Annotated in this window: 20 protein-coding genes and 1 pseudogene; 10 read left to right on the top strand and 11 right to left on the bottom strand. The window is 71.9% G+C overall.

Features of this window, described 5'->3' with window-relative positions; genetic code table 11:
* Positions 1–184 precede the first annotated feature (184 nt).
* Positions 185–1540, bottom strand: coding sequence for a tetratricopeptide repeat protein (locus tag ACFYYF_RS39050; protein ID WP_388783606.1), 1356 nt, complete (start codon positions 1538–1540; stop codon positions 185–187).
* 367 nt (positions 1541–1907) lie between these two features.
* On the opposite strand from ACFYYF_RS39050, the gene ACFYYF_RS39045 reads away from it, so the two are divergent.
* Entirely contained in the window at positions 1908–2093 is a 186-nt protein-coding gene (locus tag ACFYYF_RS39045) for a hypothetical protein (RefSeq protein WP_361693909.1), read from the top strand.
* A gap of 17 nt (positions 2094–2110) precedes the next feature.
* On the opposite strand, the gene ACFYYF_RS39040 is transcribed toward ACFYYF_RS39045, so the two are convergent.
* From ACFYYF_RS39040 to ACFYYF_RS39030, 3 genes are read right to left on the bottom strand one after another with little or no spacing between them, the layout of a single operon-like run.
* The gene (locus ACFYYF_RS39040; RefSeq protein ID WP_388783603.1) at positions 2111–2809 is read right to left on the bottom strand and encodes a B3/4 domain-containing protein; all 699 of its coding nucleotides are present in this window, start codon (positions 2807–2809) and stop codon (positions 2111–2113) included.
* Positions 2810–2860: 51 nt separating this feature from the next.
* Positions 2861–3508, bottom strand: a complete 648-nt coding sequence (locus ACFYYF_RS39035; RefSeq protein ID WP_388783600.1) for an FMN-binding negative transcriptional regulator — start codon at positions 3506–3508, stop codon at positions 2861–2863.
* Between the two features lie 26 nt (positions 3509–3534).
* Positions 3535–4371, bottom strand: a complete 837-nt coding sequence (locus tag ACFYYF_RS39030; protein ID WP_388783598.1) for an EamA family transporter — start codon at positions 4369–4371, stop codon at positions 3535–3537.
* 115 nt (positions 4372–4486) lie between these two features.
* Between ACFYYF_RS39030 and ACFYYF_RS39025 the strand changes: the two genes are divergently transcribed.
* Positions 4487–5071: a helix-turn-helix domain-containing protein gene (locus ACFYYF_RS39025; protein WP_388783595.1), complete on the top strand. Its 585-nt coding sequence runs from the start codon at positions 4487–4489 to the stop codon at positions 5069–5071.
* A gap of 240 nt (positions 5072–5311) precedes the next feature.
* Here the strand turns inward: ACFYYF_RS39025 and ACFYYF_RS39020 are convergent, their stop codons facing one another.
* Complete coding sequence (locus ACFYYF_RS39020) at positions 5312–6265, bottom strand: Ku protein (RefSeq protein WP_388783592.1); 954 nt, start codon at positions 6263–6265, stop codon at positions 5312–5314.
* 321 nt (positions 6266–6586) lie between these two features.
* Between ACFYYF_RS39020 and ACFYYF_RS39015 the strand changes: the two genes are divergently transcribed.
* Positions 6587–6901, top strand: coding sequence for a cupin domain-containing protein (locus ACFYYF_RS39015; RefSeq protein WP_388783589.1), 315 nt, complete (start codon positions 6587–6589; stop codon positions 6899–6901).
* 33 nt (positions 6902–6934) lie between these two features.
* Here the strand turns inward: ACFYYF_RS39015 and ACFYYF_RS39010 are convergent, their stop codons facing one another.
* A complete protein-coding gene (locus tag ACFYYF_RS39010; RefSeq protein WP_388783586.1) occupies positions 6935–8050 on the bottom strand; it encodes a S8 family peptidase in 1116 nt (371 codons plus the stop codon).
* 209 nt (positions 8051–8259) lie between these two features.
* Here ACFYYF_RS39010 and ACFYYF_RS39005 point away from each other — a divergent pair, with 209 nt between their 5' ends.
* A complete protein-coding gene (locus ACFYYF_RS39005) occupies positions 8260–8613 on the top strand; it encodes a hypothetical protein (protein ID WP_388783583.1) in 354 nt (117 codons plus the stop codon).
* 10 nt (positions 8614–8623) lie between these two features.
* Here the strand turns inward: ACFYYF_RS39005 and ACFYYF_RS39000 are convergent, their stop codons facing one another.
* Together ACFYYF_RS39000 and pnuC are read right to left on the bottom strand one after the other, a co-directional pair.
* A complete protein-coding gene (locus tag ACFYYF_RS39000) occupies positions 8624–9715 on the bottom strand; it encodes an AAA family ATPase (protein WP_388783580.1) in 1092 nt (363 codons plus the stop codon).
* The gene (gene pnuC / locus ACFYYF_RS38995; RefSeq protein WP_388783577.1) at positions 9712–10320 is read right to left on the bottom strand and encodes a nicotinamide riboside transporter PnuC; all 609 of its coding nucleotides are present in this window, start codon (positions 10318–10320) and stop codon (positions 9712–9714) included. The genes ACFYYF_RS39000 and pnuC overlap by 4 nt, the downstream gene beginning before the upstream one ends.
* A gap of 158 nt (positions 10321–10478) precedes the next feature.
* On the opposite strand from pnuC, the gene ACFYYF_RS38990 reads away from it, so the two are divergent.
* Both ACFYYF_RS38990 and ACFYYF_RS38985 read left to right on the top strand, forming a co-directional pair.
* Positions 10479–11714 (top strand): SUKH-4 family immunity protein, encoded by a 1236-nt coding sequence (locus tag ACFYYF_RS38990; RefSeq protein ID WP_388783574.1) that lies wholly within the window; start codon positions 10479–10481, stop codon positions 11712–11714.
* 175 nt (positions 11715–11889) lie between these two features.
* Positions 11890–13967 (top strand): annotated as a pseudogene (locus ACFYYF_RS38985) (hypothetical protein).
* Positions 13968–14109: 142 nt separating this feature from the next.
* Here the strand turns inward: ACFYYF_RS38985 and ACFYYF_RS38980 are convergent.
* On the bottom strand, positions 14110–14940 hold the full coding sequence (locus ACFYYF_RS38980; protein WP_388783571.1) for an AraC family transcriptional regulator: 831 nt from the start codon (positions 14938–14940) through the stop codon (positions 14110–14112).
* Between the two features lie 100 nt (positions 14941–15040).
* Between ACFYYF_RS38980 and ACFYYF_RS38975 the strand changes: the two genes are divergently transcribed.
* From ACFYYF_RS38975 to ACFYYF_RS38965, 3 genes are all read left to right on the top strand, one after another.
* Complete coding sequence (locus ACFYYF_RS38975; RefSeq protein WP_388783569.1) at positions 15041–15850, top strand: sulfite exporter TauE/SafE family protein; 810 nt, start codon at positions 15041–15043, stop codon at positions 15848–15850.
* 100 nt (positions 15851–15950) lie between these two features.
* Positions 15951–16640: a M24 family metallopeptidase gene (locus ACFYYF_RS38970; protein ID WP_388783566.1), complete on the top strand. Its 690-nt coding sequence runs from the start codon at positions 15951–15953 to the stop codon at positions 16638–16640.
* Positions 16641–16698: 58 nt separating this feature from the next.
* The gene (locus tag ACFYYF_RS38965) at positions 16699–17946 is read left to right on the top strand and encodes a MalY/PatB family protein (RefSeq protein ID WP_388783563.1); all 1248 of its coding nucleotides are present in this window, start codon (positions 16699–16701) and stop codon (positions 17944–17946) included.
* Between the two features lie 55 nt (positions 17947–18001).
* Here ACFYYF_RS38965 and ACFYYF_RS38960 read toward each other — a convergent pair whose 3' ends face one another.
* Complete coding sequence (locus ACFYYF_RS38960; RefSeq protein WP_388783560.1) at positions 18002–19966, bottom strand: calcium-binding protein; 1965 nt, start codon at positions 19964–19966, stop codon at positions 18002–18004.
* Between the two features lie 408 nt (positions 19967–20374).
* Between ACFYYF_RS38960 and ACFYYF_RS38955 the strand changes: the two genes are divergently transcribed.
* Positions 20375–21097, top strand: a complete 723-nt coding sequence (locus ACFYYF_RS38955) for an alpha/beta hydrolase (RefSeq protein ID WP_388783557.1) — start codon at positions 20375–20377, stop codon at positions 21095–21097.
* A 153-nt stretch (positions 21098–21250) separates the two neighbouring features.
* Here ACFYYF_RS38955 and ACFYYF_RS38950 read toward each other — a convergent pair whose 3' ends face one another.
* Positions 21251–21748: a hypothetical protein gene (locus ACFYYF_RS38950; protein WP_388783555.1), complete on the bottom strand. Its 498-nt coding sequence runs from the start codon at positions 21746–21748 to the stop codon at positions 21251–21253.
* Positions 21749–21813 lie beyond the last annotated feature (65 nt).

Raw genomic sequence — 21813 nt, 5'->3', positions numbered from 1 at the left:
AGGGAGGGGAGGGAGTGAACTCGCGGAGTGCGGAGGCGGCGCGGTGGTCCGGGCTCATGGGTCCGGAATGAGCTGATCTATCGCCATCCGGTGGAGAGTTGACCGATTTCCGTTCCGTCGAGAACCGACGGCACCCGGCTTCCTGCCCACCTCGGACGGTGGGTGTCGGATGTCGGACGGAACCTCAGAACGGCGGGCTGTCGCGCCATCGGTCGGCCGACGGTTCGACGGGTGGCCGGGAACCGGTTCGCCGAAGGACCTCCACCGCTTCGGCGACGCGACCGAGGTCGATGAGATGACCGGCCAGCGCGGCGCTGTCGGCGCCCGCGTGCCGTTCGAGAACGGCGACGGCTTCCCCGACGCGTCCGGCGCCGGCGAGGAGTTCGGCGATGTGCGGCGCCGCGTACGAGGTGTCGCCCTCGGGGTGGGCCCGGGCCCGCTCGACCCCTTCGTCGACGCGACCGCAGGCTGCCATCAGCGGCAGCCGTATCCAGAACAGGTCCCAATCCTCCTCGCCGCCCCGGCGTTCGGTGAGAGCGTCGAGATGCGCCAGCCCGTCCTCGGGCCGTCCCTCATCGGCGTACAGAGAACACAACATGTGGAGGATCCAGTCGTCGCCTCCCGACGCGTCGGCCAGCGCCCCCATCACGTCGATCGCCTCGTCACCCCGGCCGTGGCGCGCCAGGAGATGCGCCAGATGGACCGTCATGGTGGCCCGGCGAACGGAAGCGTCGACCGCTTGCCGGTGGACCGCGACGGCGCCCTCGACGTCACCGCGCTCCTCCAGCGCTCGTGCCAGCTCGTGGGCGGCGTACCCCAGGTCCTCGGTCGCCGCGTACGTCCGCAGCTCCTCGATCCGCCCTTCCCGGGCCAGCAGTCGGGCGAGTTGGTCCCGCCCGTTGAGGGCGGTGACGCCGCGGGTGCGCAACAGGGCGATCGCCTCGTCGACGCGGCCGCGGCGCGCGCGGACCACGGCGAGCAGGCCGATCGCCATGTCGGGGTCCAAGCCGCGGCAGCACCACGGTGAGTCGCACCGGTGCTCGGCCGGGATTCTGGCTGCGAGGAGCTGGTCGGCCTCGTCGTCGCGACCGGCGTCGGCCGAGACATCGACCATGGCCCTGGCGAGGGACCAGTCGTCGATGTGCGGCCTCAGCAGGGTGAATGCCTCCTCGCTCCGGCCGTGGCGGGCGAGGAGCCGCGCGTAGGACTCCAGCGCGTTCGGCTGACCCCTCGCCGTCCGGGCCCGGGTGAGCTCGATCGCCTCCTCGGCGCGGCCCCAGCGCTCCAGCAGCCCGGCGGTGGCCTCGGTGGCCGTCCACCAGCCGGTGGCGAGGTAGGGGGCGAGCAGCTCCAGCGCCTCGGCCTGCCGGCCCTGCTCGCCGAGCAGCCCCGCCCACTCCCGCGCGCAGAACCACTCACCGCGGCGGGCCCAGTGCTCCACCGCCTCGGCATGGCCGAGTTCGAGGAGCCGGGAGACCAGGTGAGGGGGGACGCAGCCTGACTGCGTCCGGGCCCGGTGATCAAGATCGGAAGCGTCCACGGCGACGCACCCTAGCCCCTGCCACCGACACGGCCCGGGACGACCGACGACCCTGTCTCCGACACCGGCCCGGCCAGACCGTGGACCCAGCTCTCCGGCACCGGCCCGCCACGGCCGTCGCCCCGGCTCTCCAGCGCCGGCCGGCACGGCAATCGCCCCCTGACTCCTCACCGGCAGGGAGGACCACCGTCCCTGAACGCGCCCGTGGAGCGCGGCTCCCTGCGTACACGTCGTGCGGCGATGACCTCCGCCACACCCGCTGGTCCTTCCGATGCGGTCCCTGACATGTGAAGCTGCTGGATCGTATGAACCGTGAACCGGTCGGGTGCGCCCGCACGAGCCGGTGGCGTCAGAGAGGATCGGCTGCATGTCGACTGTGAAACGTCGGTACAGCCTGACGTGGACCGACCCGGACGGTGCGCCGCAGGCCGCCGCGGGCCGCTACGACAAACGGTCGGCCACGCGGCGTCGGCGCGCGCTGGAGGCGGTCGGCTGTACCCGGGTCGAGGTCGTCGTGGTCGAGCCGGGGGAGCTTCCCGAGCCGGCGGTCTGACCCCGGAGGGTCGCGGTTCAGGCGTCGGTACCGGGGCCGAGGTAGTCCACCGTCGTCCCAGCGGCGTGCGGGGCGAGCAGCTCCTGGAGTTCCGCGGCCGCGGTCTTGACGAGCCGGCCGTCGCGGCCGGCGTGCAGGGTTTCGAGGATGAAGGCGACGTGGGTGGAGCCGGCGGTGACGCGGGTGCGGTGGGCGTCGCGGTGGTTCCAGTGCCGGGTGAGTACGTCGATGGAGTCGGCGTAGACGACTTCGCCCGGGCGGGGGTTCTCGACCGTGTCGGGTTCGCCGAGCGGCGTGAAGGTCTCGCCGCCGTCGGCGTGACGGATCTCGACGTCCCCGGTGACGTGGTCGAGGTCGAAGGCCCCGGCAGGCAGGCCGTGGCGGACGGAGACGACGTTGTACGAGTCGACGGCCGCGTTGATGCGCGGCAGGGCCCCCTTCTTGGCGAGGCGGCGGCCGAGGGCGTCCACGCTGGGCCGGGTGCGGCGGGGATTGGTGCCGAAGGAACGGTAGGCGGCGTGCCATGCCTCGATGCGCGGATCGGTCTCGTCGGCGGGCGCCCAGGCGGAGTCGGCGAGCTGCCGCTCCAGTTCTTCGAGGGCAGCGGTGGTGGCGAGCCAGGGCTCGTCGCCGCGCAGGCCGGTGGCGGTGACGACGGCGACGAGAGCGTCGGGGAAGGCGGCGGCGACGGCGGGGCTGATGCGGAAGGTGGTCATCCGTGGGTCCGTTCCGGGCGGGGGTGCGAGGGAGCTGGTGAGGGAGCTTGGTCAGGGGGTCCAGGGGCCGATGCGGTCCAGCCGGCGGAGCTGCTGGGCCGCGGTGGGTGTGTCCAGGCCGGTGCCGCGCTCCGTGAGCCGCCGGGCGGTGCCGGTGCGCTGCTCGACCGGTTTGTGGTCGTCGTACTTGAACTTCGCGCGGACCTCGGTGACGTCCAGGCGCAGGCCGCGGATGCCGGTCAGCATCCGTCCGTAGGGAGGCTGGTCCGTTTCTATGGGGGCGTGGTCGCCCTCGGGCTGGAAGTGGGCCATCTGGCGGCGCAGCAGCTCGGCCTTGGCCCCGGGCTCGTCGACGACCGTCGCCCGGCAGGTGAACTGGACGGCCGCGTAGTAGCTGGTGGGGACGCCGTCGGTGGGCGGCGTACCGGGCTTGGCGCGCCAGGGTCCGGGGATGAACGCGTAGTCGCCGGTGACGGTGAACGTGACGCTCGGGTCGGCCTCGATCGCCTTCCAGACGGGGTTGGGGCGGGCGAGGTGGATGAGCAGATCGGCGTCGTCCACGGCGAAGTGGGTGGGCACGACGACGGGTGCCTGTCCGGGGAGGCCGTTGACGCTGAGGATGCCGAAGTCGTGGCCGTCGGCGATCCAGGTCCGCCATTCGTTGTCGTCCAGGGCGGCGTCCCAGGGCTGGATGAACATGCGGGTCCTTCCGTGCGCTTACGGGGTCAGGTGAGGGCGAGCAGACTGACGGCCACGGCGGCGGTGCCCAGGCCGACGAGCTGCCCGCGATGGATCCGCTCGGCCAGCACGCCGCGGGCCAGCAGGACGGTACCGGCCGGATACAGGGCCGTGATCACCGCGACGACGGCCAGGTCGCCGCCGCGGGCGGCGAGCAGGAACAGCAGGTTCGCCACCGAGTCCAGCACACCGGCCGCCGCCGACATCCCGTACGCGGGCCTCTCCGAGCCCAGGCGGCGGTACATCACTCCGGCCGCGGCGAGAGTCACGGCGGACGAGACCGCGCGGCCGACGATGAGCGGCCCGACGCCGCTGTCCGAGGGCGCCTGGTGCAGGCAGACGAGCTGCAGTGCGATGGCGGCCCCGGCGCCGAGGGCCAGCAGCAGCGCGGTACGCGAGGGCCGCACGCTTCCGGTGCCGCCTCCGGCGCTGACCAGCACCACCGCCGCCAGCGCCAGCGGCAGGCCGATCAGCCCGGCCGGGCCCAGGTCCTCGCCCTGCAGCATCCCGACGCCGACCGGCAGCATGGCCGAGACCAGCGCGGTGAGGGGCGAGAGCACGTTCATCGGACCGATCGCCAGCGTGCGGTAGAGCAGGGCGAACGCGGCGGCCGAGGCGACACCGGACGCCGCGCCCCAGGCGAGGGTCGCCGGGGAGCAGGAGGCGCCGAGAACGGGCCACAGCAGCAGTTCGACGGTGAGCGAGGCCGGCGCGGCGATCATCACGGTGCGCAGGACATGGGCCTTGCGGGCGCCGAGACCGCCGAGGAAGTCGGCGCATCCGTAGGCAAGGGAGCTGCCCAGGGCCAGCAGCAGAGCGATCACGGGTACATCCCTTACTATCAATGGAACGACTACACCGTACAACGCATCGACCGGGGCTCGTCAACCGAACGACCGCGTGGTGCAGTGGAATGAACGGCGCCAGGAGGGGAGACCGATGACCGAGACGGAAGCGGCACTGCGGACGCTCGCGCAGAACGTCCGGGCCGCCCGCACCCGAGCCGGGCTGTCCCTGGACGAACTCGGCCGCCGCGCCAAGGTCAGCAAAGGTGCCCTGGTCGGACTGGAGAAGGCGCAGGGCAACCCGAACTTCGCCACCCTGGTCCGCCTCGCCGACACCCTCGGCATCTCGGTGTCCGCGCTGATGGAGGGACCGGCCGAGGGGCGCGTCCGCGTGGTGAGCGCCGATGCCGTCATGCCCCTGTGGGCCGGCGAGAAGGGCGGCGAGGCGCGGCTGATGCTGACCACCTCGGGACCGGCCCCGGTCGAGGTCTGGCGCTGGACGCTGGAACCGGGCGACGAATATCCCAGTCACCCGCACCAGGCGGGAGTCGTCGAGACCGTGAGTGTGACCGCCGGACGGATGGTGCTCGTCGTCGACGGCACCGAGCACCCCCTGGAGGCCGGCCAGACCGCCACCTTCGACGGCGACGCCCCCCACACCTACCGCGGCTCAGGCGACCGGACCTGCCACCTGATCATGACCGTGCACATCCCGCCCGGTCCCGCCTCCGCGGGCTGAGCGGAGGCTCGTGGCCGAGCGGGGGCTCGACGGCCCGGCGGGGCGCCTGTCCGCGGCGCGACCCCGGGCGGCGGGGGCCGGAAGGCTGCGCCGTCGGTAAGCCTCGCGGTCGGTAAGCCCCGCGGTCGGTAGGCCTCGCGGTCGGTAGGCCTCGCCGTCGGTAAGCCCCGGGATTGGAAAGCCTCGCCGTCGGTAGGCCTCGGGGTCGGTACTCCTGCCCACCCAAGGGTCGGTCCGGCTTCAGGCGCTGCGCCGCGGCTTGCGCGCCGCCGTCTTCTTGGCCGCCTTCTCCGCGGGCTGCTTCTTCGCCGCCCTCGCGGTCGTCGTCCGCTTGGCCGCGGTCTTCTTGCCGGTGGCCTTCTTGCTCGCGGCCTTCTTCTCGGGCATGTCGTGGACGGTGGCGTCGTCGCCCCGGGACTTGCGGGCCTTGGCCACGGACTCCTTGAGCGCGGCCATGAGATCGACGATCTGCCCGGGGGCCTCCTCCGGCTCCTCGGCCGTGGGCGGTTCGCGGTGCTCACGTTTCGCGTCGATCAGCTGCTCCACCGCCTCGGTGTACCGGTCGGTGAACTCCTCACCCTCCAGATCGTCGCGGGTCAGCCGGTCGATGAGCTGTTCCGCCTGGGCGATCTCGGCGTCGGTGAGCTCGACCTCGTCCGGCCTCAGTTCGGCGGGGTCGCGGATCTCGTCGGACCAGCGCATCGCGTGCAGGACGATGACGTCGCCGCGGACCCGGAGCAGCCCCAGCCGCTCGCGGCCGCTCCAGGCGTACTTCGCCACCGCCACCTTCGACGACCGCTCCAGGGCCTTCCGTAGGAGCGTGTACGGCTTGGCGGCCACCTTGCCGTCGGGCTGCAGGTAGTAGCCGTCGCCGATCTGGATCGGGTCGATGGAGTCCAGCGGCACGAACGCCTCGATCTCGATGGCCTTCGCCGTGGGCAGCGGTATCTCCCGCAGCTCCTCGTCCAGCACCGGGATGATCGTGTCCTTGCCCCACTGGTAGCCCTTGCCGATCTCGGACTGCGCGACCTCACGGCCCTCGATCTCGCAGATCTTGCGGCTCCGGACCCGCCCCATGTCCTCCAGGTGCACCTGGTGGAAGTGGATGCTGTGGTCCTCCCGGGCGTTGACCACGTGGATCGGCACGGTGACCAGACCGAACGAGATGGCGCCGGACCAGACGGTTCGGGGCATGGAAGACCTCCGCGACAGGAGCCGAGGATTTCAGCTCTGGGCCGCCTCCCGCGGCCTCGACGGTCGGCGACCGCACGCTGAGACCCCACAGAGCGCTTGCGCCCCACGCTACGAGGGGGACGCGCCCCGTGCCACTTGCATCGGTGCGGACAGGTGCCGCCGCGGCGCAGGTCAGAGGCCGTGCGCGCGGATCGGACGGCGCCCACGGGCAAGGGCGACCCCGCCCCGCCGGGGTGGCATCCGGCGACTAGTCTGCGACGTGGGATCTTGCCTCACCGGTCCGCGGCACGGGTGCGGCAACCGACGACGAGGAGATCACCCATGAGCACCACCGCCCGCGCCACCCTGCAGCACGAGGACGAGCGCGTACGGGTCACCCGCTGGGACTTCGAGCCCCGGGAGAGCACCGGCCGCCACGTGCACGAGTACGCCTACCTCGTCGTCCCCGTCACGGACGGACAGACCGACGTGATCAGTCCCGACGGCACCGTCACCACCTCGCACCTGCGTGCGGGCGAGTCCTACACCCGCCCGTCCGGCGCCGAACACGAGGTCGTCAACTCCGGCACCTCCGCGCTGGCCTTCGTCGAGATCGAACTGAAGCGACCGGCCCCCGGGGGCATCGACATCCCTTGAGCGCCGCAGCGGCAGGGCTCACGTTCGGGCGGGTCAGAGGCCGCCGGTGTTGAGGAGCCTGTTGGGGGTGTCCGAGCGGACTCCGCGTACGACGCCGCGGGTGGCCGTGTGGTCGAGCCAGACGTGCACCTGGTTCGCCGTGGCGTGCGGGTGCGCCGACAGATAGAGCGCGATCACGCCCGTCGCGTGGGGTGCCGCCCAGGACGTCGCGCCGCCGGTCTCCGTGGCCGTGCCGCCGCCGGCGAGGGCCGCTTTCACCTTCTGACCGGGGGCGTAGAGGTCCACGCACCGCCCGTATCCCGACCCGTAGGAGCCGGTGTCGTTCCAGACGCGGTCGTTCGAGGTGGAGGCCGCCACGACGATGGTGCCGGGGACGCCGGCGGGGGAGTGCTTGCAGGCGTCGTCATGGTAGTTGCCGGCCGACACCACCGTGGGGATGCCCGCGTCGACCATCTTCTTCACGGCGGACTCCAGGGTCGCCGACCGGTGGCCGAGGTTGAGGGACATGTTCACCACGGCGGGCTTCTGCGCGTGCGCGGTGACCCACTTGACCGACTTCACCAGGGCCGCCTCGGCCGCCGCCGCGGAACCGCCGCCCTCGCTCTCGCACACGATGCCCTGAACCCGTACGAGCTCCGCCTTGGGCGCCACTCCGTACTTCTTGCCGCCGATGATGCCCGCGACGAACGTGCCGTGACCGGTGCCCGCCTCGCTGAAGCAGTCACCCGAGTCCCGCGGGCCCACGAAGTCGGCCCCGAGGTGGGCGCGTCCGCCGAACTCCGCGTGGGCGACGTCCATCCCGGTGTCGATGACGTAGACGTGAACGCCCTTGCCCGTGGCGGTGGTCGTCAACTTGCCGTTCAGCGGCCGCGACCGCTGGTCCAGAATGTCGAGATTCCACGGCACGTTCCGGGTGGTGGGCGCCGCCGCGGCCAGCGCGGTCCTGGACGACGTCCCCCCGGCGCCGTCGGCCGTCGGCGCCCAGCCGGACGAGGCCTTGCCTCCGTAGGGCGCCACGGCCTCTCCCGTGCCCCGCGCCGAGGACTTGCCGTCCGCCGCCGCACCGCCTTGCCCACCACAGGCCGAGGCCCCGAACACCGTCGCCAGGGCCACCACCAGGAGCCCGGCCTTCTTCACGTTCCGCGTCACAACGTCCCCCGTCTCCCTGCCACGTACACAGTCAGCGCACAAGACGACCACAGGAGGCGAGCGGTTCCGGCGGTGCGCGGCGCGGCTCGTCGCACCCGGGCGCGCGCCTACCCGGCGCGGAAACCGTGTGGCCTGCGAGTTCGCGGTGCCTGTATCGTCCGGGATCCCGACCCGCCGTACCCGCGGCCCCCGTTCGGAGAGTGACGCAGATGACCGGCCGACCAGCGACGACGACCCTGTGGCGACCCACCGGACCCGTGGAGCTGGATCTGGTCCGGGAGCTGAACTGGCGTGCGTGGCCGCCCCGGTTGCCCGAGCAGCCGATCTTCTACCCCGTGCTCAATGAGGACTACGCGATCAGGATCGCGCGGGACTGGAACGTGAAGCACAGTGGCGTCGGGTTCGTCACCCGCTTCGAGGTCGAGTCGGACTTCGTGAGCCGGTATCCCGTGCAGCAGGCGGGCGGCCGGACCATCCTCGAACTCTGGGTACCGGCTGAGGAGTTGGACGAGTTCAACGCCCACATCGTCGGCGAGATCGAGGTCGTCCACGAGTTCCGCTGAGGGGGCGTCGTCACCGGTTCTCCGGGAGCGGGTCGGCGAAATGCCAGCCCTCGGCGAGCAGATCGTCCACCGCCGCCACCGCGGTGCGCAGCCGTTCCTCGGGGTTGCCGGTGACCAGGAGGAACCGGCGGCCGGTGTGCTCCAGTTCCTCCCTGAACCGGCCGGTCATCCACGGGCGCAGGTCCGGGCTGTCGCGCAGCCCGTCGTCCTCGAAGGGCACGCCCTCGTGGTCGGTGAGCAGGTACAGGTGGCGCGGGATGCGCTCGGCGACGGCCGCCACCTCGGCGCTGGGCGAGCCGAGGTAACGCTCGTGCCAGATCGCGGTGGCGAAGGAATCGGTGTCGCAGAAGAGCACCGGGGAGCCGCGCCGGGCCGCCCGCTGTTCGTCGTCGTCCTGGCGGCGGGCGATGACGGGGAACTCCTCGGAGGAGAACTCCACTTCGGCCCAGTCGGCCCCCGGATCGGTGGCCCGCAGGGCGGCGAGCTTCTCCTCACTGAACGTACGCCCGTACTCCGGTACCCAGCCGGTCTCCGACCAGACGCCGCCACGCGCGCGGTAATGGGCGGCCAGCGCCCGCGAGAGCGTGGTGGTGCCGGTGGACTCGGCGCCCAGGACCACCACACGCCGGGCGAGGGCGGCGCGCACGCCCGGGCCGAGGAACGTCCAGCTGCCCACCGGGTCCTTGCGTACGGCGGTGCCGGAGACCGGGTAAGTGGTGCGGTCGAGGTCGACGGTGACCTCGGCCGCCCCGAACCGTCGGGCCAGCTCGGCACCGTACGACTCGGAGGTGAACACGGCGTCCACCGGCTCCGGGACGGCCGTACGGAAGACCGCCATGTGGGCGTCCCACACCGCGGGGTCGTGCAGGTCGACCGCGTGGTCGTCGACGGCGCCGACGACCTCGGCCTCCGGGTGGGCCTCGCGCATCCACGCCACCCGGTCGGCGAGCGGCACCGACTCCACGGAGGCGGCGCAGACCAGCACGGTCAGCCGGTCGCATCGGGCGAGGGCCGTGCGGACGAGGTGGTGGTGACCGGCATGCGGCGGATAGAACTTGCCGAGTACCAGACCGTGCCGGTATGGGCGGGCGACGGCGCTCACGCGGTCACCGCCGTCGCGGGGCGGGCGCCGGCTGCCGCGAGGGCGCGCCGCCAGCCGATGAGGCCGGCCACGCACAGGGCGAGGAAGCCGATGTACAGCAGGGAGGTCAAGTACAGACCCTTGTAGGCGTACAGCGGGATGTAGACCAGGTCGGCGGCGATCCACAGCCACCAGGACTCCAGCAGCTTGCGGCACTGGCCGTAGGTGGCCGCCAGGGAGAGCGCGGTGGTGAGCGCGTCCCAGAAGGGGACGGTGGAGTCGGTGGCCCGGTCCAGCAGCAGGGTGAGGGCGGCGGTGCCGAGGACGCCGGCGGCCGCGAGCCAGACCCATTCGACACGCGTGGTGCCGCGCACCGGCAGGGAGCCGGCGGTGGCCGGTCCGCCGCCGCGGGCCCAGGTCCACCAGCCGTAGGCGGCCAGCGCGATGAAGACGACCTGGAGGCCGGCGTCGGCGTACAGGCCGGCCTCGAGGAAGAGCACGATGAAGAAGACGTTGTTGGCTATGCCCACCGGCCAGTTGGCGATGTGCTGGCGGGCCACCAGCCAGACGCAGACGGCGCCGGTGGCGAAGCCGAGCGCTTCGGTCCAGCTGAGGTTCCAGTTCACGGACGACTCCTTAATAGTCGCCCTGACTATAAATAGACCGGCGGGTGGAGGCAAGGGATTTGGTTGCCTCCACAGCACCGCAGCGCCCCGTGGCCGCCGTACGGGGCCGGTCCGACCGCGCTGTCAGCGGCGACTGGCAGCATGTCCCCATGACTGGCATGGATCTTGACGCACTGTTCGCTTCCCCCGCGGCCCTGCTCGCAGCCGACCCCGAGACCCTTCGGGACCTGCCCGCCACGGGCGGGGGAGCGGGCCGCGAGGCCTACGCCCAGGCCCTCACGATCCTCGAGGGCGCCGAGGTGCCGCGCGCCGAGTTCGCCTCGTGGCTGCACTTCGGTGCGAAGGTGCTGGGCCACGACGCCTACGCCGACCTCGTCGCGAAGGCCGAGCCGGGCATGCCGTGGCGGACGGTCTGGGCCTGGTGGCGGCCGGTCGGCGCCTACCGGGCCAAGCCGAACCTGAGCGGGGACGGTGGTGTCGAGGTCCATGAGGCACCGGACGGCCGTCTCCTGCTGAAGGTGTGGTCGCAGTGGACCCGGGAGCGCTGGCTCGATGCGGCCACCGGCGTACGGGTCCCGGCCCCCGCCGACGGCGAGTTCACCGAGCGGCCGTACGACACCGCCGTCGAGGGCCCCGTCCTCTTCGACCCGGACGACGACCACGGCCTCCACCAGCCCGTCACCTGGGAGGAGCCCGAACCGCTCGGAGGCGGCCGCGTCATGTTCTGCGAGCCGCGAGGGGTCGTGGTGCTCGAGCGCGGGGACGCGGTGGCCGAGGGCCCTGCGGACTCCGAAGCCGTTTCCCGGGGTGAGGGCGCGCCGTGGTTCACGGGGCCGAGCGCGGCCGAAGTCCTTCTGGATACAGCCCGCTTGGAGGAGGCCTTCGACGCGGACGGCACGGTGCTGCTGACGCAGGATCAGCTTCCTGCGGCACTGACCCATGCGCCCACACGGGAGTTGGCCGTGACGGCGGGGCTGCCGACATGGTTCGCCGCCGGCGTCGCCACGTTCACCCTGGCCTGGCAGGACGGCAAGGCGCGGGGGCAGGAACCCGACGAGAACGGCTTGCTGCACCTGGGCACCTTCGAGTTGGCGTACGGCGACACCGGCCGGGTGCTCGTCGCCCCGGACACCGGCGCGGTGTCGATGGTTCGTGAGGACGACGGGCCGTTCCCCTTCGCCCGGGACACCGAGACCTTCGTACGACTCCTGGAGGCCGTGTACCGCTACATGGGCGCCTGCTGGGACGCGTACCCGGGCGAGGACGCCAAGGCGGACTTCCTGCGCGAGGCCGCCGCCCTCGAACCGCTCTCGGTGAAAAGGGACGAGCCCGCGCACGACGTCTGGGAGCACCTGTTCGCGGCCATCCTCGAACTCAGCCCCTGGGGCTACTGACCGCAGGAAGCCGGCATGCCCAGAAACCAGGAAGTCAGGAAGTCGCGAAGTCGGGAACGGGAAGGCGCGAAGTCAGGATGGGGATGCCGGACGGGGATGTCAGACCCCCGTGACATCGTGAGTCCCGGATAGAGCAGTCGTTCGGGACGGTCCCGAAGAACCGAGGGAGCAGCACGTGAACAGCCCCGACACGGCATCGCCCACGCACCGTGCGGAGCCGCGACGCTCGGACCTCGCCACGATCACGGCCTGGTGGCGGGAGCTCGGCGGTGACGGGTTCCTCGCCCTGCCGCCGCCGAGGAGAAGCCGCTACACCCAGTCCGACGGCCATGGGGACGCCGCCGAACTCCTCGCCGGACGGGGGATCACCGACCCCACGTCCTTTGCGTACTGGCACTGGCAGTCCCATCAGCGTGCCTTCGACCGCTCCGGCGCCCTGACGGGCGAACTGCTCCTGCACTGGGGCGGCGACCACTCCGTCGTCGCCGCCGGGCTTCTCGCGGTCGAGGGTCCGACCGGATTCCGGGTGGTCGACGGCGGGCCGAAGAACGCCTTCCGGCTGGACCGGGTCACCCACCGGGACGAGTCGGGCCTCCCCGACCCCGCGGACCCCGACGGCGTACGCCAGTTCCTCGGCGCGCTCGACGAGCCGCTGAATCGCAGTGCCCCCTTCCTCCAATACCGGCCGCTGACCCCGGCCGAGGCCGGCTGGCTCCACGATCGGCTGTCCGCCCCCTCGACCTCGCCGCCGCGACACGGTTCGCGGTCTCGCTTGAGCGGCGGGACGGACTCACGCCCGACGAGACGGAGCGGCTGCTGCGTGCCTGGCGACGGGAACACGGCGAGCGGCTCGCGGAGTGGGCCGCCTGGCGGGAAGTGCTTCACGCGCTGCTGCGCCACGGCCACGAGGAGGCGTGGGAGATCATCGAGGCCCTCGGCTCCCCGACCGCCGGTGTCCTGCGCCAGGTGCCGTCCGAGCGGGCCCTGGCCGCGGTCCGGGGGTTCGCGCTCGCCGGTGACCGCGGTACGGTCCACGCCTGGCTGGCGCTGCACCGGTCGCTGCACGAGCCCGACGCGGTACGGGCGGCGGTCGCCCTCGCGGCGGAACTGACCGCCTCCGACACCCCGGCGAGCGCCCTGCGCGAGCTGTACGACGCCCTCGTCGCGGGCGTGACGACCGACTGGCGACGGGAGACGCGGGCGGACCACCACGCCGGCCTCCGCCATGCCGCCCTCTCGGCGGTCCGCTTCAGCACCGACGAACGGCTGCCGCACGCGCTGCGCGTCCTCGCGGCGGGCGCGGCCGTCGACCACGTGGACCTCGTACGGGAGGAGGCGCTTCGGTCCGGTCCTTCCGCGCTCGTCGGCGTCGAGACCGCCGAGGTGATGGCCGCCGTCGACCGCTACGAGGCCGCCCGGGACGGACTCCTGTCCGGCACGGGGCCCGATCTCACCGCCTACGAGGGGGCGCTGGGCGATGTGTGGCACCGGTACCGGACGCTCACCGACGCCGACGTCCGCTGGCTGCGGGAGCGGGTGGCCGACCCGGACACCGGCTTGCAGGGGCTCGGTTTCTGCCTCGAACTCCTCCTCGCCCATGACTTGGCCACCGGGGTCGAGATCGAGGCGCTGCTTCCGCGGCGGCTGAAGGACCTCACCAAGCGGTACCGCACCACGTACACCGAATGGCGCCACCCACTGGTCACCTTGACCTGTCTCGCGCTCGACCTGGACCATCCGGCCGCGGGAAAGCTGGTCACCTGGTGGAACAGTGCCCGGCCCGTGTGGAAGAACGAACTGCGGCTCCTGACCCACCTCGGCGCTCCCGACGAGACCAAGGCCGCCGAGCTGTGGGACTTCGTCACCTCGCGCGCCCACGACGTGGGCCAGCTGATGACCTGGGTGCTGGTCCGGGCCCGCCTCGACGGGGAGCATCCGCTGTTCGTGGCCGACCGGCTGATCGGCACCCCCGGCATCGGCGAGCACGTCCTGCGCCGGGTGCTGATAGGCGTGGCCCACCCAGAACAGCCCTTGTGGCACTACGCCGTCGACATCCGCAGCCGGAGCTGGTGGCAGCGCGCCCTGGAGGTCGCCGAGCATCCCGGCCTCTCCCCGGAGGCCCGGGCGATCGGCCTGCGGACGGCCCGCGAGCACTGCTTGATCCGCCACCCGGACCAGCTGCGCCCCGCGGCGACGGAGACCGAGCGCACGGCGGCCCTGGCCTGGATCGACCGGCACACGACGACTCCGTGACGGCCGCATGTCGGTTCTCGAACAGCGGTTGACCTTCACATTGGTGTGAAGGTCTTGGAATCGGGTCATGGCAGAGAGCGGAGCGTTTCGCGTCGGCATCGCGCTGGAGGGCGTGGGCTGATCCTCGGGGCGGCCGGTCTGCTCATCGTCGCCGTCGCACGTCACCACGCTCTTCCCCGGCGCCGGTGATGTCGATGATGCCGGTGATGCCAGGGCTCCGGTACGCGGTCGGCGGTCGGCCGAGGAGCTTCTTGAACGCGGCCGTGTAGGCGGCGGGGTTGTCGTAGCCCAGCAGTGCCGCGACGCGGGTGACGGGTGTGCCCGCGGTGAGATGCCGCAGCGAGTGCAGGATGCAGGCGCGTTGCCGCCACTGGGAGAAGCTCAGGCCCGTGCCGTCGCGGAACAGGCGGGCCAGGGTGCGTTCACTGATGCTGAGGGCCGTGCACCAGCGGGCGGGCGGATCGTGGATGGTCGGCCTCTGCAGGAACTCCTCGCACAGGCCCCGCAGTCGTGGATGGGAGGGCAGGGGCACATCGAGGGGCAGGGGGGTGAGGTTCTTGAGCTCGTGCAGGACGAGGGTGACGATCGCGGCGTCACGGCCGTGCTCGGGATAGCGCGGCTCCATCTCGACGGCTTCGAGGATCAGGGCCCGGAGCAGGGCGGAGACGTCGACGGCCCGGCAGCGGCGCGGGAACCAGGGCACGGCGGCGGGCTCGATGTAGAGGCTGCGGGTGCTGACCCCCGTCATGGTGACTTGGTGCCGGGTCATGGGCGGGATCAGGACGGCACGGGCGGTGGGAATCGTCCATGTGCCGTCGTCCGTCTCCACCCGCATGACGCCGGTGGCCGCGTACAGCACCTGTGCTCGGCGGTGCTCGTGCCGGGGCAGCAGGTGGTCCTGGGGGTAGTCGGTGCCGATGGCCAGCACGGCACGGTCGAGGTCGTCCACCTCCGCGACCGGGATGTTGCGCATGCCGCGAGGGTACGCTGCAGCACGCCCGTGTCTGATCCGCGTAGGAAGTCGGCAGTTCATCGATTGTCCGCCAGGCGGCGTGATCTCTAGCGTCGGAGCCATGCTGACCTCGTTCCTCGTCCTCCTGTTCTTCGGCTGCCTGACCGGCGTCACGGCCGTGCTCTTCGGCTTCGGCGGCGGCTTCGTCACCGTCCCGGTCGTCTACGGCGTACTGACCGCGACGGCACGTCCGGGAACCGGCGCGGACGCCATGCACATCGCGGTGGCGACCTCGGCGGCGGTCATGGTCGTCAACGCCGTGGCGGCGGCCCTGGTCCAGTGGCGCGCGGGCCGGCTGCTTCGCGCGTACGTCTGGCCCCTGGCGGGGTTCATCGCGGCGGGTGCCGCCGCCGGCTCCTTCGCGGCCACCTTGATCGGCGGTACGGCGCTGCGCCTGCTGTTCGCCGCCTACCTGCTGGTGACCATCACCGACAGCCTCTTCCGGGAGGGCTTCCTCACCACGGCGCCCCGGAGGGTGCCGAGGCCCTTGGGCCGCGGCACCGTCACAGCGGGCGGGTTCGGCATCGGCCTGGTGGCCGCCGGGCTGGGGGTGGGCGGCAGCGTCATGACCGTTCCGCTGCTGCGCCGCAGAGGCCTTCCCATGGCCGAGGCGACCGCCACGGCCAACCCTCTCAGCGTCCCCGTCGCCCTGGCCGCGACCCTCGTCTACGCCCTCGCTCCCACCGCGTCGGCCGCCACGGGCCGCCTCGGATACGTCGATCCGACCGCCTGCGCCGCCCTGCTCCTAGGCTCGCTGCCCACCATCGCCGTTGCGCGACGTGTCACCGGCCGGGTCCCGGACCGCGTCCACTCCGCCGCGTACGTCGGCCTGCTGGTGGTCGTCCTGATGGTGGTGGCCGTGGGAGTCTGACGCGGCACGCGGCACGCGGCACGCGGCACGCGGCACGCGGCACGGGGGCAGGGGTGCAATCCGATTGACTCGAAAGTGCAGTCGACTCTACGTTCCCCGTATGGCTCATGACGAACCGACGCGCGCGGCACGGCTGTTGGACGCCCAGGCGAAGGCGGCGCGGCTCTTCGTGGAGATCGAGAAACGCGGGCTGGTGGCGCCGGGGCAGGGTGAGCGGGCGGTGAGCGACCAGGTCCGTGACCTCGCGAACGAACTCTTCGGCACGACGCGGCACTGGCACAAGCGGATCGTGCGCTCGGGCCCCAACACACTGAAGCCGTACAAGGAGAACCCGCCGGACCGGGTGCTCGGCTCGGACGACATCGTGTTCGCCGACTTCGGGCCCATCTTCGAGGAGTACGAGGCCGACTTCGGCCGCACGTTCGTCCTCGGCGACGACCCGGTCAAGCACCGGCTGCGGGACGACCTGCCGCGGATCTTCGGCGCCGGCAGGCGGTTCTTCGCCGACACCCCCGACATCACGGGCGAGCGGCTGTACGCCGAGGTCGAGCGGCTGGCCGCCGCTGCCGGGTGGGCGCTGGGCGGCTGGCACGCCGGGCACCTGGTCGGCGAGTTCCCGCACGAGTGGATCGACGGCGCGGACACGGAGTCGTACATCACCCCCGCCAACGACACCCCCCTGCGCCGCACCGACAAGGCGGGCCGCACCTGTCACTGGATCCTGGAGATCCATCTCGTCGACCGCGAAAGGGAGTTCGGCGGCTTCTACGAGGAACTGCTCACCCTGTGACCGCGGGGAGGGGCGGAGTTCGCGAACCGCCCGCACCTCCCGTGGCTAGCATCCCGTCATGGCACCTGACACCGCCCCCCACGGCCGGACACCGCGGAACGCCCCTGGTACCGGGTCCGGATCCATCTTCGACGTCGTCGTCGACCGCAGGCACAGCAACTCCATGAAGTGGGCCGCCGCCCACGAGTTCCTGACGGCCGACGAGATCGCGGCCGACCCGCTGCCGATGTGGGTCGCCGACACCGACTTCAAGGCGCCCCCGGCCGTGATCGACGCGCTCCATGAGGCCGTGGACTTCGGCGTCTTCGGGTATCCCGGCGGAGCGACCGACAGCTATCTCGGCGCCGTGACGGGCTGGCAGGCCAGGCGGTTCGGCTGGGAGGTCCCGAGGGAGTGGGTGATGCAGACAGCCGGGATCATCACCACCCTCAAGACGATCGTGCAGGCGTTCTCCGCCCCGGGCGACTCGGTCCTCATCCAGCCCCCGGTGTACGTCCATTTCCACGAGGACGTCCTGCTGAACGGCCGGCACCTCGCGTTCGCGCCGCTGCGACGGGCCGCCGACGGCTACGAGTTCGACGCCCGCGTCTTCGAGGCCGCCATCCGCCCCGACACCAAGGTGTTCATCCTCAGCCACCCGCACAACCCCACAGGCAACGTGTGGACGGAGGACGAACTGCGGACCATGGGCGAGATCTGCGCCCGGCACGACGTCCTGGTCGTCTCCGACGAGGTCCACCAGGACCTCGTCCTCGACCCGGAGCGCGAGCACATCCCCTTCGCCTCGCTCGGCGAGGAGTTCGCACGCAACAGCATCACCTGCACCTCTCCCAGCAAGACGTTCAATCTTCCCGGGCTGCAGAGCGCCAACGTCTTCGTGCCCGATCCCAGGCTGCGGGCGGAACTGGCACGCCAGTACGACCGCAACGTCTTTCCGCTGGTCAACCTGCTGGGCATGGTCGCGGCCGAGGCGGCCTACACCCACGGTGAGCCCTGGCTGGAGGAGCTGCTCACCTATCTGCGCGGCAACCACGGGTACTTCGCGCGCTCGGTCAACTCCGCCACCTCCAAGGTGCGGGTCCTGCCGGCCGACTCCCTGTATCTGGCGTGGATGGACTGCCGGGGACTGGGGATGGACGCCGAGTCCCTGGACAGGTTCATGCTCACCCGGGCGCGGCTGTGGCTGGACAAGGGACAGAAGTTCGGCGCCGAGGGCCATGGCTACATGCGGGTGAACCTGGGCTGCCCCCGCTCCACGGTCGACGAGGCGGTGGACCGGCTGCTCACGGCCGTCGAGACGCTGTGAGCACGGCGCGGGCCCCGCAGGGTGTGCGGGGCCCGTGTCGTAGGGGTGGTGCGGATCAGGGGCAGCTGACGCGGATGTCGCCCGCGTCCGTCGTGCAGGTGTCGGTGTTGAGGCCGCCGTTGGCGGTGTCGTTGCCGGAGACGCCGTCGACGGTGTTGAGGCTGTCGGAGCCGGAGTTGCCGATCAGATTGTCGTTGCCGGGGCCCGCGGTGAGGGTGTCGTTGCCCGTACCGCCGTCGATGCGGTCGTTGCCGTACCCGCCGTGGACGGTGTCGTTGCCGTTGCCCGCGTCGACGGTGTCGTCGCCGCCGAGGGCGCAGATCACGTCGGTGCCGACGGTGCCGGTGATGGTGTCGTTGCCGCTCGTGCCGACACGGGTGCAGCCGCGCGCGTTGTTGACCGTGGTGGTCGCCGTGGCGGTGTTGTTGCCGGAGTTCGGGTCGGTCTGGGTGGCGCCGACCGCGGCCCGGTCGGTCAGGGTGCCGGTGGCCCGCGGTTCGGCGGCGACCGTCACCGTGGCGGCGGCTCCGGGGGCGAGGGAGCCGAGAGCACAGCTCGCGGCGGTGGCCGTGATGGTGCAGGTGCCCGAACTGGCCGTCGCCGAGACGACGGAGGCGGCGACGCCGCTGAGCGTGTCGGTGAGGGAGACGTTGGTGGCGGTGGTCGTGGTGCTGTTGTTGGTCACCCGCACGGTGTAGGTGGCCCGGTCACCGATGCTGACGGTGGCGGGGCCGGACTTGGTCACCGAGAGGTCCGCCCCGGCCGGTGGTGGCGGGGTGCCGCCGCCCTCGAAGCGGGCCAGGGCGAAGTCGTTGCCCACTCCGCCCGCGCCGGCGGCGACGATCCTTCCGTCCGGCTGGAGGGCGACGCCCCGCGCGGAGTCGGTGCCGCCGAAGTCCGCGGTCGCGACGCCGCCGGTGCCGAAGCCGGTGTCCTGGCTGCCGTCGGAGTTGTAGCGCAGGACGGCGAAGTCCCCGCCGGGTCCGTTGCTTCCGGCGACGACGATCCGGCCGTCACCGGGCTGCAGCGCCACGTCCGCCGCTCCGCCGCCGGGGGTGATGATCCGGCCGTTGCCGTCGAAGCTCGTGTCCAGAGCGCCGTTGGGGAGGTACCGGGCGAGGGCGAACCTGGAGCCGCTGGCGCCGGCGGCGACGATCTTCCCGTCGGGCTGGAGCGCGAGCCCTTCCACGGACTCGTAGTCGCCGAAGTCGGTCCGGACGATGCCGTCGCCGTCGAAGCTCGTGTCCACGCCTCCGTCGGTGGTGAAGCGCATCAGCGCGAAGTCGAAGCCTGTCGAGCCGACCTGGCCCCCGACGACGATCTTTCCGTCGGGCTGCACCGCCAGGGCGCGGCCGTCGCCGCCTTCCTGGAGGACCGGCCCCGCCGGATTGGCGGTCACCGTGCCGTCGCCCCCGAACGTGGTGTCAGCGGTGCCGTTGCCCGTGAGGCGCAGTACCGCCATCCGGCCCCCGGTGTAGCCGGCCGCGACGATCCTGCCGTTCGGGTCGATGGCCACGTCGCGGGCCTCGGTCGGCCCGTCGAAGTCGGCGAAGAACCGGCCGTCGCCGCTGAAGGTGTTGTCCAGGGTGCCGTCGGGGTTGTAGCGCGCCACCACGAACCAGCAGCAGTCCTCGTAGTCCCGCCAGCTGCTGCCCACCACGACGATCTTGCCGTCGCTCTGCAGCGTCACGGCGTGCGCCTCGCTCCACTGGAGGCCCGGGGCCGGGACCATGTTGTTGACGGCGGTCGTCACCGTGCCGTCACCGCCGAAACCGGTGTCCAGGGTGCCGTCCGGGTTGTGGCGGGTCAGCGCGAAGTCGCTCTCCACCAGCGCGTCGTCGACGGAAGAGCCGACGGAGAGGATCTTTCCGTCGGGCTGCACCGCCACGTCGTCGGCATGGTCGTCGTCGACGAAGTCCGTGAGCACCTTGCCGTCACCGCTGAAGGTGGCGTCCAGGCCGCCCGGGGCCGCGGCCGCCGTGCCGGGGAGACTCAGGACCAGGGCCAGGACGGTCGCCACGACGGTCCCTGCCCGGGCCGGAAGAGACCGGCGGCGGTCACCGTGTCGGTGCCGCGCCGGTCTTACAAGTGGTGTGAACATGGACGACAGCGTTCCGCCGTCCACCCGCGCCGACGGACACGACGAGCTGCTTTGCCCTCACCGGACGCACGAATCCATCCCAGCGGGTGAGCGCCCCATGGACTGCCGAACGCTCCCATGGACGCGGGCTCGCCGGAGAGCCGCCGGCACGAAAAACCCGCTTGGCGGATCACGACGACCGCTGCTACCTTCCCGGAAGCCGTGCGAGAGAACGAGGAGGTGGTACCCGTGAACGCAGAATCGACATGGGTGCTCCCCTCCGGGGTCACGGTCGGGCGATAGATCGTCCGGGAGCGCCGTTCCAGAGCACTCCCGAAAGGCACGAGCGTGCACTTCACTTCCGAACAGCGCCTCGACGACGGCGTCCTCGAACGCGACTTCACCCTCGGCGAGATCCCCGGTGTCCTGTGGACGCCCCGATCCGCGCCGGCCCCGCTGATCCTGATCGGCCACCCCGGTGGCTTTCACAAGCGGCTTCCCCGGCTGGTGGCCCGGGCCCGCCACTACGCGGCGCGGCACGGCTTCGCGGTGGCCGCCGTCGACGCCCCCGGATGTGGCGACCGGCCCCGTTCCGCCGCCGACGAACAGCACCGCGCCGACCTCCGCCGGGCCGCGCAGGCCGGCAAGCCGCTGGACGAGATCCTCGACGCCATGATCGTCCCGCTGGCCGAGAAGGCGGCCCCGGAATGGCGGACCACCCTGGAAGCCCTCCTCGCGCTGCCCGAGATCGGTGGTCCGGTCGGGTACGAGGGGATGGTCGCCATCGGCATCCGGCTGGCGGTGGTCGAGCCGCGGATCACGGCCGCCGTCTTCTTCGGCCAGACCTTCGTGCCCGACACCCTGCGCGAGGACGCCCGGCAGATCACCGTACCGCTGCAGTTCCTCATGCAGTGGGACGACGAGGGGATGGAACGGCAGCCGGTCCTGGACCTGTTCGACACCTTCGGCACCAAGGAGAAGACACTGCACGCCAATCTGGGCGGGCACGCGGGCACCCCGTGGTTCGAGGTGGAGGACGCGGGGCGCTTCTTCGCCCGCCACCTGAGGTGAGACCGGGCCATCAGGGCAGCAGCGAAGGGTAGTTGACGGCCGTCGCCGCTCCCTCGCCCGTCGAGGAGAGGCTCCGGCCCTCCTCGACGGGCGGTGGCGGGTGGATCGTCGTGCCCCGACATCCACGGATGTCGGGGCACTGGACGGCCCGGGTCAGTCGGGAACCCCCGGCATGCCCCAATGGGCGCCCCTGTCGTCGACCTTGGCGCTCGGACACGCGTTCCGCCAGGTCGCGGGGGCGGGGGAGTGGCCCGGACGCGCGAACAGGAGCCGCTTCCCCCGCAGGCGCAGACGGAGTTTCGCCGAGTCGACGACGTTGTCGTGGATGACGAGGACCCGGGTCACTTGGCGGGGATCGTGTTCCGTGCTCCGTCCGCCCGCGTGCCGGAGCCGGAGTCTGCCGTCACCGCCGTCCTCGCCCACGACGATCCGTGCCTCGACCAGACGCCGCCGGTCCCACACCCAGTACGCGATCTCCACGACCACGTACGCCGCGACCGTGCAAATAGCCCATCGGGCATGGGAGTTCACCCACAGCACCAGGCCGAGCAGGACGACACCGCCGGCCGTCACCGCCATGCGCCGCAGCCGCGGAACGGTCAGCATGGTCTTGTCCTCAGCGTCCCAGAGCAGACCCTCGTCGACAGCCATCCCGCCATCCTGGGCCCCGACGACCGTCCTGAGAAGCCCCCACCGGCCGAGGCGGGGCCAACTCC

This window comes from Streptomyces sp. NPDC001914 (genome assembly GCF_042891215.1).
Classification (GTDB): domain Bacteria; phylum Actinomycetota; class Actinomycetes; order Streptomycetales; family Streptomycetaceae; genus Streptomyces.
The sequence above is the reverse complement of the archived record's forward strand: the minus strand, read 5'-3'. Positions and strand labels throughout refer to the sequence as shown.

Coding starts and splice junctions, on each gene's coding strand:
- ACFYYF_RS39045 (WP_361693909.1), top strand. CDS start 1,908: ATGTCGACTGTGAAACGTCGGTACAGCCTGACGTGGACCGACCCGGAC.
- ACFYYF_RS39040 (WP_388783603.1), bottom strand. CDS start 2,809: ATGACCACCTTCCGCATCAGCCCCGCCGTCGCCGCCGCCTTCCCCGAC.
- ACFYYF_RS39035 (WP_388783600.1), bottom strand. CDS start 3,508: ATGTTCATCCAGCCCTGGGACGCCGCCCTGGACGACAACGAATGGCGG.
- ACFYYF_RS39025 (WP_388783595.1), top strand. CDS start 4,487: ATGACCGAGACGGAAGCGGCACTGCGGACGCTCGCGCAGAACGTCCGG.
- ACFYYF_RS39020 (WP_388783592.1), bottom strand. CDS start 6,265: ATGCCCCGAACCGTCTGGTCCGGCGCCATCTCGTTCGGTCTGGTCACC.
- ACFYYF_RS39015 (WP_388783589.1), top strand. CDS start 6,587: ATGAGCACCACCGCCCGCGCCACCCTGCAGCACGAGGACGAGCGCGTA.
- ACFYYF_RS39005 (WP_388783583.1), top strand. CDS start 8,260: ATGACCGGCCGACCAGCGACGACGACCCTGTGGCGACCCACCGGACCC.
- ACFYYF_RS38990 (WP_388783574.1), top strand. CDS start 10,479: ATGGATCTTGACGCACTGTTCGCTTCCCCCGCGGCCCTGCTCGCAGCC.
- ACFYYF_RS38980 (WP_388783571.1), bottom strand. CDS start 14,940: ATGCGCAACATCCCGGTCGCGGAGGTGGACGACCTCGACCGTGCCGTG.
- ACFYYF_RS38975 (WP_388783569.1), top strand. CDS start 15,041: ATGCTGACCTCGTTCCTCGTCCTCCTGTTCTTCGGCTGCCTGACCGGC.
- ACFYYF_RS38970 (WP_388783566.1), top strand. CDS start 15,951: ATGGCTCATGACGAACCGACGCGCGCGGCACGGCTGTTGGACGCCCAG.
- ACFYYF_RS38965 (WP_388783563.1), top strand. CDS start 16,699: ATGGCACCTGACACCGCCCCCCACGGCCGGACACCGCGGAACGCCCCT.
- ACFYYF_RS38950 (WP_388783555.1), bottom strand. CDS start 21,748: ATGGCTGTCGACGAGGGTCTGCTCTGGGACGCTGAGGACAAGACCATG.